At 74.0% G+C, this 16205-nt stretch carries 18 protein-coding genes; 12 read left to right on the top strand and 6 right to left on the bottom strand.

The window, feature by feature from the left end; genetic code table 11:
- The first annotated feature begins 157 nt into the window (after nucleotides 1–157).
- Nucleotides 158–1213, top strand: a complete 1056-nt coding sequence (locus BN344_RS12555; RefSeq protein WP_040338743.1) for a C40 family peptidase — start codon at nucleotides 158–160, stop codon at nucleotides 1211–1213.
- 12 nt (nucleotides 1214–1225) lie between these two features.
- Here the strand turns inward: BN344_RS12555 and BN344_RS19930 are convergent, their stop codons facing one another.
- Entirely contained in the window at nucleotides 1226–1522 is a 297-nt protein-coding gene (locus BN344_RS19930) for a hypothetical protein (protein WP_155858865.1), read from the bottom strand.
- A gap of 27 nt (nucleotides 1523–1549) precedes the next feature.
- Entirely contained in the window at nucleotides 1550–1768 is a 219-nt protein-coding gene (locus BN344_RS19925) for a hypothetical protein (protein ID WP_155858864.1), read from the bottom strand.
- Between the two features lie 71 nt (nucleotides 1769–1839).
- Here BN344_RS19925 and BN344_RS12545 point away from each other — a divergent pair, with 71 nt between their 5' ends.
- Nucleotides 1840–2166: a DUF3817 domain-containing protein gene (locus BN344_RS12545; protein WP_081788577.1), complete on the top strand. Its 327-nt coding sequence runs from the start codon at nucleotides 1840–1842 to the stop codon at nucleotides 2164–2166.
- A gap of 29 nt (nucleotides 2167–2195) precedes the next feature.
- Entirely contained in the window at nucleotides 2196–3518 is a 1323-nt protein-coding gene (locus BN344_RS12540; protein WP_040338741.1) for a serine hydrolase domain-containing protein, read from the top strand.
- 9 nt (nucleotides 3519–3527) lie between these two features.
- Here the strand turns inward: BN344_RS12540 and BN344_RS12535 are convergent, their stop codons facing one another.
- A complete protein-coding gene (locus BN344_RS12535; protein ID WP_040338740.1) occupies nucleotides 3528–4151 on the bottom strand; it encodes a pyridoxamine 5'-phosphate oxidase family protein in 624 nt (207 codons plus the stop codon).
- 13 nt (nucleotides 4152–4164) lie between these two features.
- Nucleotides 4165–4683, bottom strand: a complete 519-nt coding sequence (locus BN344_RS12530; protein ID WP_051515851.1) for a hypothetical protein — start codon at nucleotides 4681–4683, stop codon at nucleotides 4165–4167.
- 90 nt (nucleotides 4684–4773) lie between these two features.
- On the opposite strand from BN344_RS12530, the gene BN344_RS12525 reads away from it, so the two are divergent.
- Nucleotides 4774–5019 carry a DUF3253 domain-containing protein gene (locus tag BN344_RS12525; protein WP_051515850.1) on the top strand — a complete coding sequence of 82 codons (246 nt, stop codon included), beginning with the start codon at nucleotides 4774–4776 and terminating at the stop codon, nucleotides 5017–5019.
- Here BN344_RS12525 and BN344_RS12520 read toward each other — a convergent pair.
- Complete coding sequence (locus BN344_RS12520) at nucleotides 5016–5639, bottom strand: hypothetical protein (RefSeq protein ID WP_040338738.1); 624 nt, start codon at nucleotides 5637–5639, stop codon at nucleotides 5016–5018. The two genes, BN344_RS12525 and BN344_RS12520, sit on opposite strands and share 4 nt — an antisense overlap.
- A 213-nt stretch (nucleotides 5640–5852) precedes the next feature.
- Here BN344_RS12520 and pdhA point away from each other — a divergent pair, with 213 nt between their 5' ends.
- The 8 genes from pdhA to BN344_RS12485 all read left to right on the top strand — a co-directional run bounded on the left by pdhA (nucleotide 5853) and on the right by BN344_RS12485 (nucleotide 15064).
- The gene (gene pdhA, locus BN344_RS12515) at nucleotides 5853–7013 is read left to right on the top strand and encodes a pyruvate dehydrogenase (acetyl-transferring) E1 component subunit alpha (RefSeq protein ID WP_197022307.1); all 1161 of its coding nucleotides are present in this window, start codon (nucleotides 5853–5855) and stop codon (nucleotides 7011–7013) included.
- A complete protein-coding gene (locus BN344_RS12510; protein WP_040338737.1) occupies nucleotides 7010–7987 on the top strand; it encodes an alpha-ketoacid dehydrogenase subunit beta in 978 nt (325 codons plus the stop codon). Before pdhA ends, BN344_RS12510 begins: the two co-directional genes overlap by 4 nt.
- Before the next feature lies 1 nt (nucleotide 7988).
- The gene (locus tag BN344_RS12505) at nucleotides 7989–9422 is read left to right on the top strand and encodes a dihydrolipoamide acetyltransferase family protein (RefSeq protein WP_040338736.1); all 1434 of its coding nucleotides are present in this window, start codon (nucleotides 7989–7991) and stop codon (nucleotides 9420–9422) included.
- 29 nt (nucleotides 9423–9451) lie between these two features.
- Nucleotides 9452–9862 carry a hypothetical protein gene (locus BN344_RS12500; RefSeq protein ID WP_040338735.1) on the top strand — a complete coding sequence of 137 codons (411 nt, stop codon included), beginning with the start codon at nucleotides 9452–9454 and terminating at the stop codon, nucleotides 9860–9862.
- Nucleotides 9863–9944: 82 nt separating this feature from the next.
- Nucleotides 9945–10406 carry an SRPBCC family protein gene (locus BN344_RS12495; RefSeq protein ID WP_040338734.1) on the top strand — a complete coding sequence of 154 codons (462 nt, stop codon included), beginning with the start codon at nucleotides 9945–9947 and terminating at the stop codon, nucleotides 10404–10406.
- Between the two features lie 209 nt (nucleotides 10407–10615).
- Nucleotides 10616–10765, top strand: a complete 150-nt coding sequence (locus BN344_RS20320; RefSeq protein WP_166518237.1) for a hypothetical protein — start codon at nucleotides 10616–10618, stop codon at nucleotides 10763–10765.
- Nucleotides 10766–10789: 24 nt separating this feature from the next.
- Nucleotides 10790–12928 (top strand): GGDEF domain-containing protein, encoded by a 2139-nt coding sequence (locus BN344_RS12490; RefSeq protein WP_081788576.1) that lies wholly within the window; start codon nucleotides 10790–10792, stop codon nucleotides 12926–12928.
- Between the two features lie 111 nt (nucleotides 12929–13039).
- Nucleotides 13040–15064, top strand: coding sequence for a sensor domain-containing diguanylate cyclase (locus BN344_RS12485; RefSeq protein ID WP_040338733.1), 2025 nt, complete (start codon nucleotides 13040–13042; stop codon nucleotides 15062–15064).
- Here the strand turns inward: BN344_RS12485 and BN344_RS12480 are convergent.
- Complete coding sequence (locus BN344_RS12480) at nucleotides 15061–15891, bottom strand: tyrosine-protein phosphatase (RefSeq protein ID WP_040338732.1); 831 nt, start codon at nucleotides 15889–15891, stop codon at nucleotides 15061–15063. The genes BN344_RS12485 and BN344_RS12480 overlap by 4 nt on opposite strands.
- Between the last annotated feature and the right edge of the window lie 314 nt (nucleotides 15892–16205).

Genomic DNA, 16205 nt, shown 5'->3' with positions numbered 1-16205 from the left:
GTGCCCGCGCGCGCGTATCGGCAAACAACAATCTTGTTATTACCTGTTGTCACGGCTCGATAACGAGACTTACCGTCTGTGTGCCCGCCGGGGCGCTCCGTCACCGCCAGGGTGACAGCCCGGCCGGGATCGCACACAGATCGGAGAGCCGCGGCACATGGCTCTGCACCCCGCTCGCCGCACCGCCCGACGGGCCGTCGTGGCCGTCGTCGGAGCCCTCGGCATCCTCCTCGCGACCGTCCCCGCGGCGGCCGCCCCCGGCGACCCGTCGACCTCGGCCGAGGCGGCGGAGCTCGTGGCCGCCCGAGGCCACGACCTCGAGGCGCTGTCCGAGGAGTTCAACGAGGCGCGCGAGACGCTCCGGGGCCAGCAGGCCGCCGCCGAGGCCGCCCAGGCCGAGCTCGACCGGGCCACCGCCGCCCTCGCCGCCGCGCAGGAGAGCGTCCGCGGTGTCGCGCGCACCGCCTACACCGGCACGGGGCTCACCTCGTTCGAGGCGCTGATGATCAGCGGCTCGGCCGACGAGTTCGTGACCCGCATGTCGACGCTGCAGCACGTCGCGGGACACCAGAACGAGCTGCTCGGCCGTGCCGCCGGCGCCAACGCCGCCGCCGTCGAGGCCCAGGCGCAGGTCCAGGCCTCGGTCGCCGAGGCGCAGCGTCAGTACGACGCCGTCGCCGCCAAGCAGGCCGAGCTCCAGCGGCAGATCGCCGAGTTCCAGGCCATCCACGACCGGCTGAGCACCCAGGAGCGGCAGGCGGTCGCAGCGGCTGCCGCCGAAGCGCACTCCCCGCGGGCCAGCCGCGCCGAGCGCACCGAGCCGCTGGCCGAGGCGTCCGCCCCGGTGGTGGCGAACAGCGGGGCCGCGCAGATCGCCGTCGACACGGCCATGGCCCAGCGCGGCAAGCCCTACGTCTGGGCCGCCGGCGGCCCCAGGTCGTTCGACTGCTCGGGTCTCACGCAGTACGCCTTCCGCGCGGCGGGGATCAGCCTGCCGCACTCGAGCCGGCTGCAGTCGCGGATGGGCCAGTCGGTCGCCCGCGCCGACCTCCAGCCCGGCGACCTGGTGTTCTTCTACAGCCCGGTCAGCCACGTGGGCATCTACATCGGCGGGGGACAGATGGTCCACGCCCCGACGTCGGGCGACGTCGTCAAGACCGCGCCCGTCGACGCCGTGGGCGGCTACGCCGGCGCCCGCCGCATCTCCGCCTGATCCCACCGGGCCTCACTCGGGGCCGCTGACCCGCTGGAGCAGGCCCCAGACGAACGTCGTCCGCACGCCGCCGGGGAGCCGCACCTCCCATCTGGTCACGACGCCGGTGCCCACGCTCTCCGCACCGGGCAGGCCGATGACGTCGTCCAGCACGTGCTCCCAGACCAGCAGCCCGTCCGCGGAGGCCGGTGGCACGGGCGAGCCGGGCATCCGCACCAGGTGCTCGTTCAGCACCGATCCGCCGGGCCCGGTGAGCACCTCCCAGTAGAGGTGCGGCCAGAGCGGCAGCGGCCAGCGCCGGACCTGCACGTCCAGGTCGCCGAAGCGCCCTTCCTCTTATCCGCAGGCGTCCCGTGGCCCCGTCCGGAGGCTCGCGCCGAGCTTGCGAGGTGTGAGAGGGACGGGGTCCTTCTGCTGCCAGCGGGTGTGCGCGGCGTGGGCCTCGGCGCGCGTGGCCCCCAGCCGGGGCAGCGCATCGGAGACGAAGTCGGGCCGGATGTCGGCCATCCGGCGTAGCAGCACGAGGCAGAACTCGCGCCGCGCCGGTCCCCGCACGCGCTCAACGTAGGCAACCTCACCTCGGGGGTGGGCCCGGCCCGACGGAGCGGTCGGGGAGGATCGTGCGCGTGACTCCCCGTACCGCCGCCACCGCCTTCCGCATCGTCGCCGTGGCCGAGGCGTTCTCCTGGCTCGGTCTGCTCATCGGGATGTTCGTCAAGTACGTGCCCGAGACCTCCGAGATCGGGGTGAAGATCTTCGGGCCCATCCACGGCGGGATCTTCGTGGCCTACGTGGTCGTCGCGCTGCTCGCCTCCCGGGTGCTCCGCTGGACGCCGGCCACGACGGTGCTGGCGCTGGCCGCCTCGGTGCCGCCGCTGGTCACCGTCTGGTTCGAGCGCTGGGCCACCCGCACCGGCCGCCTCCCCGCTGCGGACGCCGTCCCCACCGCCTGACCTGCGGGGCGAGGGTTACGGTCGCCGTCATGCCCGAGCCCGTCCTCCCCGGCACCGCCCGCACGATGCTGGCGCGCGTCGCCCGCGCGCAGCGCGACGGTCGTGCTCCCAGCCTCGTCGCGGGTGTCGTGCGCGACGGGGAGCTGGCGTGGTCGGCAGGCCGCGGCGCGGTGGCCGAGCCGCACACCGACGTCCAGTACCGGCTGGGCTCGATCAGCAAGACGGTGACCGCCGTCGTGGTGATGCGGCTGCGCGACGAGGGCCGGCTGTCGTTGGACGACCCCCTCGAGCGGCACCTGCCCGGCACGCCCCTGGGGGACCGCACGATCGGGCAGCTGCTCTCGCACCTCTCCGGCGCCTCGGCCGAGAGTCCGGGCGGGTGGTGGGAGCGCACGGCCGGTGGGGCGCTCGACGACCTCGGCCTGGACGCCGGCGACGTCGTCCTCGGGGCCGCCCGGCGGTTCCACTACTCCAACCTCGGCTTCGGCCTGCTCGGCGAGCTCGTCGCCCGGCTGCGCGGCGGCTCGTGGGACGACGTCGTCCGCGCCGAGGTGCTCGCGCCGCTGGGCATGGACCGGACCACCCCGCGCCCGGTCGCGCCGGCGGCGGAGGGCCTCGCGGTCCACCCGTGGGCCGACGTCGTCCTCCGCGAGCCGGAGCACCACGCGGGCGCCATGGCGGCCGCCGGCCAGCTCTGGGCGACGCTTCCCGACCTCGGCCGGTTCGCGGCCTTCCTGCTCGGGGACACCGCCGACGTCCTCGACGAGGCGACCCTCGAGGAGATGACGGTGCCCGCCGGCGTGGACTCCTCGGTGCCCGGCTGGGCCGCGTACGGGCTGGGCGTGCAGGTGTTGCGGATCGACGGCCGGACGCTGGTCGGGCACGGCGGCTCGATGCCGGGCTTCCTCGCCGGCGTCTTCGTCGACCGCGACGAGCAGACCGGCGCCGTCTCCCTGGCCAACGCGACGGCGGGCGTGGAGCCGGTGGTCTTCGGGCTGCTGGCGGACCTGCGGACCGCGGAGCCCCGGATCGTCGAGCCCTGGGAATCCGCGCCCGCGCCGGTGCCGCTGGCGGTGCTCGGCGTGTGGTTCTGGGGGCCGGTGCCGTGCGTCCTGCGCGCCGTGCCCGGCGGGATGCTGCACCTGGGGCCGCTGCCCGGCCGCGCCGGGAGGGCGAGCCGGTTCGCCCGGGCCGACGACGGCCGCTGGGTGGGGCTGGACGGCTACTACGCGGGCGAGACCCTGCGCATCGCCGCCGACCACCTCGACCTGGGCACGTTCGTCTTCACACGGACGCCGTACGACCCGCAGGCACCCGTGCCCGGCGGCGTGGACGAGGCCGGCTGGCGCTGAGTCGTCGGGTCAGGCGCTCGGGTAGAGGCCGGCCGAGTAGGTGGCGGGGGAGTAGTAGCGCTCGAGTTCCTCGAGCGGCTCGTCCCGGCGCTCCATGGCGTGCGCGATCCGGGCCCGCGTCGGGACGGCCTCGGTGTCCCAGCTCTCCGGATCCCAGAGCTGGGACCGGAGGAACGCCTTGCCGCAGTGGTGGAACACCTGGTCGATCTCGACGACGACGGCGAGCACGGGGCGGTGTCCCTTGACCACCATGCGGTCGAGCAGGTCGGGGTCGGTGACCAGCCGGGCCCGGCCGTTGATCCGCAGCGTGTCCGTGCGTCCCGGCAGGAGGTGGATCAGCCCGACGTGCGGGTTGGCGAGGATGTTGCGGTACCCGTCGGCCCGCCGGTTGCCGGCCCGCTCGGGGATCGCGATCGTCCGGTCGTCGAGGACGAGGGTGAAGCCGGGCGGATCGCCCTTGGGGGAGACGTCGCAGGAGCCGTCGCCGGCGCTGGTCGCGACGAGGCAGAACGGCGAGGCGGCCAGCCAGGCCCGGTCGAGCTCGTGCAGCGCCGTCCGTTCCTTGGCGAGGGCCGCCGGGACCGGTTCGCCGAGCAGTTCCCGCAGCTGGGCCTCGCTGGTGATCGTCGCCACGGGACGATCATGCTCACGGTGGGTCGAAGGCGTCCATCGTCTTCTTGAGCACGGCGCCGTAGACCAGGTGCGGAACCAGGTCGCTGATCCAGTCCGTCCGGGACCAGGTGCGCGGATCGGTGATGCCCAGCGCCGTCATCGGGCCGTTCGCGGCGACGAGGATGCCCGCTGTCGTCAGCAGCGTTCCCACCGTGGGTCGCGACCGGTAGCCGGCCGCCCGCACGAGCCCGACGACGACGCCGACGCCGACGCCCGCCACCAGCCCGGTGAGCGGTCCGAGCCCCTGCACGCGGTTCTCGCGGGTGTCGCCGTCGCCCGGGATCGGCACGTGCGCCTTCTCCGCCAGCTTCTCCACCGTCCGTTCCGGCGTCGAGCTGCTGCCGCGGCCGCGCACCGCCATGTCCAGGTAGGTGACGGCGTTGAGGGCGGTGCTGGCCGCCGCCCCTGCCGCTGCGCCGCGCAGCGCCCAGCCGGCGCTGCTGATCCCGCGCCTGCCCTTGCCGATCGTCCCGATCGCCGTCCGCTTCGCCATGGCGACGTCCGTACCCGGTCACCCGGCGGCGACGCGCCCGGTCAGCGGTCCTCGTGGCGAGCGGGCCGCCGCACGCGCAGGGTGGACTGCGTGGACATCGACCGCACGCTCGAGGAGGCGATCGCCGGGCTGCTCGACCAGCGGAAGGCAGGCGCCACGATCTGCCCCTCGGAGGCGGCGCGCGCCGTGGATCCCGAGAACTGGCGCCCGCTCATGCCGGCCGCCCGCGACGCCGCCGGCCGGCTGGCGGCCGCGGGCATGGTCGAGGTCACGCAGGGCGGGGAGGTCGTCGACGTCGCGACGGCGCGCGGGCCGGTCCGGATCCGCAGGCGCTAGCCCCTGCGACGACGCAGCACCAGCAGTGCCCCGGCCCCCAGCAGGGCGGCAGCGGCAGCGACGAGGATCGCGGCGAGCGGGCCGTCGTCGTCCGGGCCGTCGTCCGTCGGAGTCGCGGCCGCTCGCGGCTCGGGCGGAGCGGGCGCCGGCGCCGGAGCGCTCGCCGGCCCCAGCGCCGCCAGTTCCGCCTCGAGTTCCGGGGTGAGCGGCCCCGTCCCGTCGCAGAGATAGGCGAAGTACTGGTCGTCCGCAGCCGACGCCTCACCGTTGATGTAGGGGTCGGGCGTTCGGCTCGCGAAGACGGCGACCGGCCCGTCGTCCGTGATCTCCAGGCCGCACGACGCGCCGGACATCGGCGACAGGATCTCCTGCCGCTCGGTCACGGAACCCTTGTGGACGGTGTCCACGGCGAACACGTGCAGCGCCGGATCGGCGCTGGTGATCCGTTCCTCCGGGGCCTCGCGGGAGACCAGCCGCCCGGTGAAGACGGCGTCGGCCGACTCGAGGTACTGCGCCGCCGTCGCCTCGGCGCAGCTGCACGCCTGCGCGGGGGCGGCCGCAACGACGAAGAGCGCCCCCAGCAGGGCGCCGAGCAGCACGAGGACCCCGGTGCGTCGCATTCCGGGAGCCTCCTCCTGAGGGGTCGCCGGCGCCAGCACCCGGACTCCTCCCGATGAGCGAGCCGCGGCGGTGCATCGGCGTGGTGATCTTGTCCGACCCCGGGGGCGGCATGTCAGGATGTGTGAGCGGCACCACACCCCGGTGCCACACACGTCCACCTCCGCGAGGTGCCGGTGACCCCGGCCGCAGCGGCAGACGGCGAGGAGCGAGCTGTGACGGCGTTGCGCGACGAGTCCCTGGTCCAGAGCCGGTCCGATTACCGGAGTTCCGGCGGGCGGAGCTCCCCACCGCAGCTGCCGTCCCAGCCGGAGCTGGTGCAGCTGCTCACGCCCGAGGGCGAGCGGGTCGAGCACCCCGACTACGCCTTGGACATCGGCGACGACGAGCTGCGCGCCCTCTACCGCGACATGGCGCTGGTCCGCCGCTGGGACGCCGAGGCCACCGCGCTGCAGCGGCAGGGCGAACTGGGCCTGTGGGCCTCGCTGCTGGGCCAGGAGGCCGCCCAGGTCGGCGCCGGCCGCGCGATGGCCGACGACGACATGGCCTTCCCCACCTACCGCGAGCACGGTGTCGCCTGGACCCGCGGCGTGGACCCCCTGCACGTCATGAGCCTGTACCGCGGCGTCGACAACGGGGGCTGGAACCCGCTCGAGCGCGGCTTCAACCTGTACACGATCGTCATCGGCGCCCAGTGCCTGCACGCGACCGGCTACGCGATGGGCGTCCAGCGCGACGGCGCGGAGAGCGCCGTTCTCGCCTTCCTCGGCGACGGCGCGACCAGCCAGGGCGAGGTGAACGAGGCGATGGTGTTCGCGGCCAGCTTCGCCGCCCCCGTCGTCTTCTTCTGCCAGAACAACCAGTACGCGATCAGCGCACCGCTGGAGCGGCAGTCGAAGGTGCCGCTGTACCAGCGGGCGTCCGGCTTCGGCTTCCCCGGTATCCGGGTGGACGGCAACGACGTGCTCGCCGTGCTCGCCGTGACCCGGGCCGCCCTGGCCGCCGCCCGCGAGGGTCAGGGCCCCAGCTTCATCGAGGCCTTCACCTACCGGATGGGGGCGCACACCACCTCCGACGACCCCAGCCGCTACCGGATGTCCGGCGAGGTGGAGGAGTGGAAGCTGCGCGACCCGATCGCCCGGCTCAGGTCCTACCTGTCCCGCGGCGGCCTGGCCGGCGGCGACTTCTTCGACGCGGTCGAGGCCGAGGCGGACGACCTGGCCGCGCGCATCCGCCGCGGCACGGTGGAGATGCCCGATCCGCGGCCCAGCGACATGTTCGACGTCGTCTACGCCGAGCAGACCCCGCACCTGGCCGCGCAGAAGGCCGAGTTCGAGGCCTACAGCGCCGGCTTCGAGGGTGGTGCGGCGCAGTGACCGAGACGCTCACGATCGGCAAGGCGCTCAACCTCGGCCTGCGCCGCGCGATGGAGGACGACCCCAAGGTCGTGCTCATGGGCGAGGACATCGGCCGCCTCGGCGGCGTCTTCCGGATCACCGACGGGCTGCAGAAGGACTTCGGGGAGGACCGCGTCGTCGACACCCCGCTGGCCGAGGCCGGCATCCTCGGCACCGCCGTCGGCCTGGCCATGCGCGGCTACCGGCCGGTCTGCGAGATCCAGTTCGACGGGTTCGTCTTCCCCGCCTACAACCAGATCGTCACGCAGGTCGCCAAGATCCACGCCCGGTCGAAGGGCACGCTGACCATGCCGATCGTCGTCCGCATCCCCTTCGGCGGCGGGATCGGAGCCGTGGAGCACCACAGCGAGAGCCCGGAGGCGTACTTCGCCCACACGCCGGGGCTCAAGGTCGTCGCGGTGAGCAACCCCGTCGACGCCTACTGGGGCATCCAGCAGGCCATCGCCTCCCCCGACCCGGTCGTGTTCCTCGAGCCCAAGCGCCGGTACTGGGACAAGGCGGAGGTCGACCCGGACGCCACGCCCGAACCGCTGTTCGGTTCCCGGGTCGTGCGCGCCGGCGACGACGTCACCGTGCTCGCCTACGGCCCCATGGTGAAGACGGCGCTGCAGGCGGCCGAGGCGGCCGAGGGGGAGGGCCGCTCGCTCGAGGTCGTCGACCTGCGCAGCGTCTCGCCGCTGGATCTCGACCCGGTCTACGCCTCGGTCCGGCGCACCGGTCGCTGCGTCGTCGTCCACGAGGCGCCGATCACGCTGGGCCTCGGCGCGGAGATCGCCGCCCGCGTCACCGAGACGTGCTTCCACTCGCTGGAGGCGCCGGTGCTGCGGGTCGGCGGTTACGACCTGCCGTACCCGCCGGCGAAGCTCGAGGAGGAATACCTCCCCGACCTCGACCGGGTGCTGGACGCCGTCGACCGCACGATGGAGTTCTGAGATGACGTCCACGAGCACGTCGCTGCGGCAGTTCCGGCTCCCCGACGTCGGTGAGGGCCTGACCGAGGGCGAGATCCTGCAGTGGCTGGTCGCCGTCGGCGACACGGTCACCGTCAACCAGCCGTTGTGCGAGATCGAGACGGCGAAGGCGGCGGTCGAGCTGCCGTCCCCCTACGCCGGCACGGTCACCGAACTGCTGCACGCCGCCGGGGACATGGTCGAGGTGGGGACGCCGATCATCACCATCGACGTCGGCGGGTCGTCCGCCCCGTCCGACGCCCCCTCCGACCCCGCCGCGGCCGAGGAGGCGGCGCCGGGTGGACGTACCGCCGTGCTGGTCGGCTACGGGCCGCGCAGCACGGAGGCCCGCCGCCGTCCCCGGCGAGCCGGCGCTCTGCCCGCCGCGGCGCCCGCTCCGGAGACCGACGGCGTCCCCCTCCTGCCCACCGCCCCGGACGCACGCACCAAGCCGGTGCGCCACGGCGGCCTGGAGCTGGGCCGGCAGGCGGAGGCGCGTGCCCTCCAGGAGGCTGCCGCGCCCTCGGAACCGGTCGCGCCCGGCCGACGGGGCCCGCGCCCGCTGGCCAAGCCGCCGGTGCGCAAGTACGCCAAGGACTGCGGCGTCGACCTCGCCGAGGTTCTCGGGACCGGCCCGGGCGGGGTGATCACGCGGGCCGACGTCGACGCGTTCCGCACGGCCACCCCCGTTCCCGCTGGCCATGAACCAGCCGGCACCGCGGGGGAGCAGCGGATCCCGATCAAGGGCGTGCGCAAGCACACCGCCGCGGCCATGGTGGCCAGCGCCTTCACCGCACCGCACGTCACCGAGTTCCTCACCGTCGACGTGACCCGGATGATGAAGCTGCGCCGCCGCCTGGCCGAGCGGCCGGAGTTCACCGAGCTCAAGGTCAGTCCCCTGCTGTTCGTCGCCAAGGCGGTGCTGCTGGCGGCCACGCGGCACCCGATGGTGAACAGCAGCTGGGACGAGGCGGCGCAGGAGATCGTGGTGCACGGTCAGGTGAACCTGGGCATCGCTGCGGCCACGCCCCGCGGCCTCGTCGTCCCGAACATCAAGGACGCCGGCCGGCTCTCCCTGCCCGAGCTCGCCACTGCGCTGGGCGACCTCACCGAGACCGCCCGGGCGGGGCGCACGCCGCCCGCGGACATGACCGGCGGCACGATCACCCTCACCAACGTGGGCGTCTTCGGCGTCGACTCCGGGACCCCGATCCTCAACCCGGGGGAGGCGGCCATCCTCGCCTTCGGAGCGGTCCGGGAGATGCCGTGGGTGCACAAGGGGAAGGTCCGGCCGCGGCAGGTCACCACGCTGGCGCTGTCCTTCGACCACCGGATCGTCGACGGGGAGCTCGGCTCGAGGTTCCTGGCCGACGTCGGGGCACTTCTGGGTGACCCCGGCTCGGCGCTGGCGTTCTGACCGGCGGCCCGGGCAGCAGGATGTCCGCCATGGACCGACGCACCTCCGCCCTCGCCGCCCTGACCCTGTTCGCCGTCGCCACGGTCCTCGCGACGGTGCTCGACGGCCGGCTTCCGGCGAGCGAGGAGAGCGTCGCCGGATGGGTCGTCCAGGCGCTCGGCTACCTGGCCGGGATCACCGGGGGGATGCTGCTGCTCGCCATGGCCGGTGATCCGGCGAGGACGAAGGGCGCGGACCGCCGGTCCGGATTCGCGGTGGTGGCCGCCATGGTGGTGATCGTGCTGGCCGACGTGGTGGCACTCGGCGGGGACGGCGGCGCGAACATCGGACTGGGTTTCGTGCGGCTGATGGCCCTGGTCGTCGTGTTCTCCGTGTGCGTGCTGCAGGTCCGCGCCGTGGCCCTGCAGCGCCGCGACGACCGGCCGACTGCGCGGCCCTGACCAGCGCAGTTCAGGTGTCGCAGCCGGATCCGCGGGGTAGGTCGCACACGACCGATCAAGCGATCACGAGGAGCTGAGACACGTGGCAAGCGTGCAGGAATCCGTCGACGTCGACGTGCCGATCCGCGTCGCCTACGACCAGTGGACCCAGTTCGAGTCCTTCCCCCAGTTCATGGGCGGGGTCGAGAGCATCACGCAGATCGACGACACGCACACCCACTGGGTGACCAACGTCGACGGCGTGAAGCGTGAGTTCGACGCCGAGATCACCGAGCAGCACCCCGAGGAGCGGGTCGCCTGGACCAGCACCGGCGGCGAGGCCAAGCACGCCGGGGTCGTGACCTTCCACCGCCTCGACGACGCCAAGACGCGCGTCATGATCCAGATCGACTGGGAGCCCGAGGGTCTGGTCGAGAAGGCCGGCGCCGCCCTGGGCTTCGACGACCGCCAGATCAAGGCCGACGCGAAGAAGTTCAAGGAGTTCATCGAAAGCCGCGGCACCGAGACCGGTGCGTGGCGCGGGGACGTCGAGCGTCCCAGCTGACGCGAGCGATCGCGGCTCCACGGCGCCCGCCCTCCCGGTTCCGGGACGGCGGGCGCCGTCGCGTCCGGCCCTGGTGACGCGACTCACCCGCTGGGATGAGGAAAGCTCGGCCTGTCTGGTCCTCCGCCTAATGATCCTCGGAATACTGTCGATACCACCTGCATTGCTACGGATGTAGGTCCATCATTCCGAGGAAAGAGGCATGACCCATGAACAGCGTGACGTCCAGCTGGCGGCAGCGGCGCCAGGCCGCGCGAACCCGGCGGGCGATCGACCAGGCCCTGGCGCGCAGCAGCAGCCCGGCCATGCGGGACGAGCTCCTGACCCTGGCCAGCCACAACTCGTACATGCTGCGCTGACCGGCGGGGGCGTTGCCCCCTCCGATGTCCTCACCCGTCGGGGTCGTCCCGGCTAATGATTCGGCCCTGGCTGCCGATCTGCGGAATGTGGAGGCAGACCAGCACGGGAACCCGGACGGTGGCGCGGCCGAGCCGCGCGAGACGTCCGGTGTCACGACCGCTGGGCTGCTGACCTACGTCCGCGACCGGGGTGGTCCCGAGGCCGTGGCCCGGCTGATCGAGCGGGCGGGTGTGGCTGCGACCGCCGACGAGCTGGCCGACCAGTCCCGCTGGTTCAGCCACGAGACCCGGGTGCGCCTGTTCCAGGCGGCGACCGAGGTGTTCGACGACCCGCGGGTGATGTTCGACGTGGGTGCGGCGGCGCTGCGCAACAAGGTCGCGTACTCGCTGGTCCTGGTCCTGCGCGCCCTGGGCACGCCCCGCCAGGTCTTCCGCCGGCTCCCCCGCACCGCGGCGAAGTTCACCACGGTCCAGTCCATGGAGCTCCTGGAGTCGACGGCTACGTCGGCGTCCGTCGCGATCCACCTGGCCGAGGGGTACCCCCACTCGCCGCTGGACTGCGACTACACCCAGGGGCTGGTGACCACCATCCCCGAGATCTTCGGCCTGGCGCCCGGTTCCATCGCCTCCGCCGAGTGCCTCGTCGGGCACGGCCGCGCCTGCGTCTACCGGGTGACCTGGGAGCGACGGCGCCGCCTGAGACGCGGCCGCCGCGGGGACGGCGCGATCGACCCCGAGCTCAGCGCGCTGCGCGGGCAGCTCCGCACCCTGCAGTCCACGGCCACCGATCTGGTGGGCAGCGACGACCTCGACACCGTGCTGCGCCGGATCGTCGCGCGCGCCGGCGAGGCGGTCCTGGCGCCCGGCCACCTCCTCGCCGTCGAGGCCCCCGACGGTGGCCCGCCGCTGGTGCACAGCGCCGGCATCCCCGAGTCCCAGGTGCAGGACCTCGCCTCCCGGCTCCTGTCCGGACAGGGCATCGGCCCCGGGGCCGTCGTCGTCGACGTGGCGTCGGCGCGCCGGTGGCACGGACGGCTGGCGGCCCTCTTCCCCTCCTCGGAGGACCCGACGGAGGACGAGCACGCGATGCTGGCCGCCTACGCGGGGCACGCGGCCGCGGCCCTCGACCTGCTGATCGCCCTGGAGGACGCCCGGCTCGAGGCGAGCCGGGCCGGTGCGCTGCTGTCGCTGGCGCACGAGCTCGCCGCCACCACCGAGGCCGACGGCATCTGCGCCGTCGTCGCCGAGGCCCTCCCGCGGGTGGTCGGGTGCAGCAGTGCCGCGGTCATGCTCTGGGACCCCGCCCAGGGGACGCTGCGTGCGCAGGGCTCCATCAACGTCCACCGGCCCGAGCGGCACGTCTTCCGCAAGACGCCCCTGCGCCCGGAGAACACCCCCGAGCTGGTCGACATGCTCACCACGCGCGAGCCGCGCATCATCAAGCACGCGACCAGCAGCCCGGGGTTGCGCGCCATGCTCGACCAGATCGACGTGACCGACGTCGTCGTCGTCCCCCTGGTGGCCGGCACCACCTTCCTCGGTGTCGCCACGGCCAGCTGGGAGTCGGGGGAGGCCGCCGAGGAGCTGGGCGGGGACGTGCTCGGCCGGCTCCGCGGTGTCGGCGACCAGGCGACGTCGGCGCTGCAGCGGGCCCGCCTGCTGGAGACGGTCCGGCACCAGGCCACCCACGACGCCCTGACCGGGCTGCCCAACCGCGTGCTGTTCCTGGAGCGTCTGCTCAGCGCGCTCGAGGAATCGGAGTCCGGCGCACCCGTGTCGGTCCTGTTCTGCGACCTCGACGGGTTCAAGCAGGTCAACGACGCCCTCGGGCATGCCGCGGGCGACGAACTGCTGCGCCAGGTCGCCGCGCGGCTCCGCGCCGCTATCCGGCCCTGTGACACCGTCGGCCGCCTCAGCGGCGACGAGTTCGCCGTCATCCTGCCCGGCCTGACCGACGCCGCCGACGCACACGGCCTCGCGGCCCGGGTCGAGGAGTGCTTCGCCGAGCCGTTCCGGCTCGAGGGCCGGGAGGTGGCGGTCGGCACGAGCGTGGGCGTCGCGGTGCACGAGTCCGGCACCACCGCGGAGGAACTGCTCAAGAAGGCCGACGCCGCCATGTACCGCCACAAGCAGGACCGCCGGGCCGCCCGACCGCTCGGCTGACGACGTCGCCCGTGCGCGCGGCCGTCGCGGTCCTCGCCCCCCGAAAGGGGTGGCCCTCTCAGGTCGACGGCCGAGTCGGCCGATCTGGAACATGTGAGCGACACAGGCGCAGTGGCGGAGGCCCGTGAGACCTCCGGCGCGACGACCGGTGGGGTGCTGCGCTACGTCCGCTCCACCGCCGGTGAGAGCGCCGTCGCGGACCTGATACGGCAGGCGGACGTGCCGGCGTCGGCCGCCGAGCTCGACGACCAGTCCCGCTGGTGGAGCTACGACACGCGCATCCGGCTCTTCGCAGCCGCCACCGCGGTCCTCGGCGATCCCGACGCCATGTTCAAGGTCGGTGCCGCGGCGCTGCAGACGGGGCTGGCGCACTCCCTGGTCATCCTCCTGCGCACCATGGGCTCGCCGCGCCAGGTCTTCGGCAAGCTCCCGCGCGCGGTCCAGAAGTTCAGCACCACCTCCACCATGGAGGTCCTCGAGGCCGGCGGGACGTCCGCCACGATCCGATACCGGCTGCACGACGGCTATCCGCACTCCCGGCTGGACTGCCGCTACACGCAGGGTCTGCTCAGCACGGTGCCGGTGATCTTCTCGCTCCCGCCGGCCGACATCGTCCACGAGGAGTGCCAGTCCGACGGGTTCGACGCCTGCGTCTACCAGGTGGCGTGGGCCCGCCGGTCACGCCTGCCGTGGCGACGGCGGGGCACGCCGACGGTGGACCCGGAGCTGCACGCGCTCCGCGGGCAGCTGCAGATCCTGCAGTCCGCAGCGACCGACCTGGTGGCCAGCGACGACCTCGACACCATGCTGCGCCGCATCGTCACCCGCGCGGCGCAGGCCGTCCTGGCTCCCTCCTACCTGCTGGCCGTGGAGGCGCCGTGGGGCGGCCCGGCCCTCGTCCACAGCGCGGGGCTGCCCGAGGACGTCGTCCCCGGGCTGGTCACCACGTTGCTGGCCGGGGAGGACCTCGGTGCCGGCGCGGTGGTTGTCCCCGTTGCCTCGGCCCGCCGCGCACACGGCCGGCTGGCGGCGCTCTACCGGCCGGGTGACGAGCCCATGGGCGACGAGGCGGCGATGCTGGCGGCCTACGCCGGGCACGCCGCCGCGGCGCTCGACCTGATCATCGCCCTCGAGGAGGTCCGGCTGGAGGCCAGCCGGGCCGGCGCGCTGCTGTCTCTGGCGCACCAGCTGGCGGCGGCCCCCGACGTGGACGCGATCTGCACCGTCGTCGTCGACGCGCTCCCCGTCGTCGTCGGGTGCAGCAGTGCCTCGGTCATGCTCTGGGACCCGGCCGAGGGACAGCTGAGGGCGCACGCGTCGGTGAATCCCGATCCGGGCCTCGAGGCGGTCTTCGCCGAGGCGGCACTGCGCCCGGAGGACACGCCCGAACTGATGGAGATGCTCAGCGCCCGGGAACCGCTTGTGCTCGAGAGCGCCTCCAGCAGCCCGGTGCTCCGCGACCTGCTGGCGCTGATGGGCGTCTCCGACGTGGTCGTCCTGCCGCTGGTGGCCGGTGACGTGTTCCTCGGGGTCGCCACGGCGAGCTGGGGGACCGGCGAGACGCACGACGAGCTGACCGGCGACGTGCTCGACCGGCTCCGCGGGGTCGGGGACCAGGCGACCTCGGCGCTCCAGCGGGCCCGGCTGCTCGAGACCGTGCGGCACCAGGCCACCCACGACGCCCTGACCGGGCTGCCGAACCGGGTGCTGTTCCTCGACCGGCTGGTCGAGGAGCTCGCGGCAGCCGATCCCGGCACGCTCGTCTCCGTGCTCTTCTGCGACCTCGACCGGTTCAAGCAGGTCAACGACACGATGGGCCACGCGGCCGGCGACGAGTTGCTCCGCCAGGTCTCCGCCCGGCTGCGCGCCGCGATCCGCCCGGGCGACACCGTCGGCCGGCTCAGCGGCGACGAGTTCGCGATCATCCTCCCGGGCCTCGACGACGCCGACGCCGCGCGCAGCCTGGCCGACCGCGTCCTGCACTGCTTCGACGAGCCGTTCCGGCTCGACGGCCGCGCGATCGCGGTCGGCACGAGCGTCGGGATCGCCGTGCACCGGCCCGGCGCCGGCGCGGAGGACCTGCTCCGGGAAGCCGACGCCGCCATGTACCGGCACAAGCAGCAGGCGTCGACCTAGTCGCGCAGTCGGGCGCGGAGCGCAGCCTGCTCGTCCCGCCCGAACCCGTGCTCGGTCAGCCACCCGATCGGACCGCCGTACCGCTCGTCCAGCAGGGCGAGCACCCGGTCCATCGTCTCCCGGCGCGGGGTGTGGGTCGCCGGGTCGCGCCCGGCCATGTCCCCGCCGTACGTGCTGGTGGCGGCCAGTCGAGCGACGATCGCGTCGATGACGTCGCCGCTGAGGCCGTAGTCGATCGCGATCTCCTCGTGCGGCACACCGGCCACGGCGAGGGTCAGCGCGACCACCACGCCGGTGCGGTCCTTGCCGGCCGCGCAGTGCACCACCGATGCGCCCTCGACCGGCGCGGCCAGGGCGCGCATCGCCGCGACGACGGCCTCCGGCCGGTGCGTGAGGTAGCCGATGTAGCTGCGCACCGGCGGCGGTTCGCTCTCGTCGTGCTCGGCGAACTGACGCGGCAGCACCGACTCCAGCCAGCCGGCCGGGAGGTCGGGCACCTCGTCCTCCTCGACGGCGAACACGTCGGTGTACTCGCCGCGCTCGGGCAGCAGGGTGAAGTGCCGGTGGGTCACCTCCGGCCGTGACCGCAGCGGCCCGCGGCCCTCGAGCAGCACCTCGGCGGACGTGCGCAGGTCGATGACCTCGCGCAGGCCGATCCCGTCGACCAGCCGGCCGACGTCGGCGTCGCTGAGGCCCTGCAGGTTGTCGCTGCGCAGCACCCGGCCGGACAGCGTGCGGCCGCCGTCGGTCGTGGGCAGTCCGCCCAGGTCACGCGTGTTGGCGGTGCCGTCGAGCCGCAGCCAGCGCTGGTCGTGGAGGGAGGTCACGGGCCGACGGTACGACGCGGGGGTGACCGCCTCGTGCCGGGCCCAGGGACGCGGGGCGGGAGACCCTGCTGGGAGCGCCACGTCCAGCCCTGGTCCCGCGGCATCGGCTCGGCCCCCGTCCGGGGCTGTCGACGGTCAGGCCGGGGGCGCCCGGCACGGCCGGGCCGAGCGGGCCCAGGCGCAGAGGGTTTCCTACCGGCGAGTGCACGTGGGGCCCAGAAAGCGCCGGTTCCCACTCCAGGCAGGATGCGTCCCGGAGCGGCCCACTCAGGGACACCCCGCGATCAGTCCGTGCGGGTGATGCACCAGGCCCT

The sequence above is a fragment of the Candidatus Blastococcus massiliensis AP3 genome (genome assembly GCF_000582785.1).
Lineage (GTDB): Bacteria > Actinomycetota > Actinomycetes > Mycobacteriales > Geodermatophilaceae > Blastococcus > Blastococcus massiliensis.
Note: the sequence above shows the minus strand (reverse complement) of the source record. Positions and strands in the feature narration are given on the sequence as shown.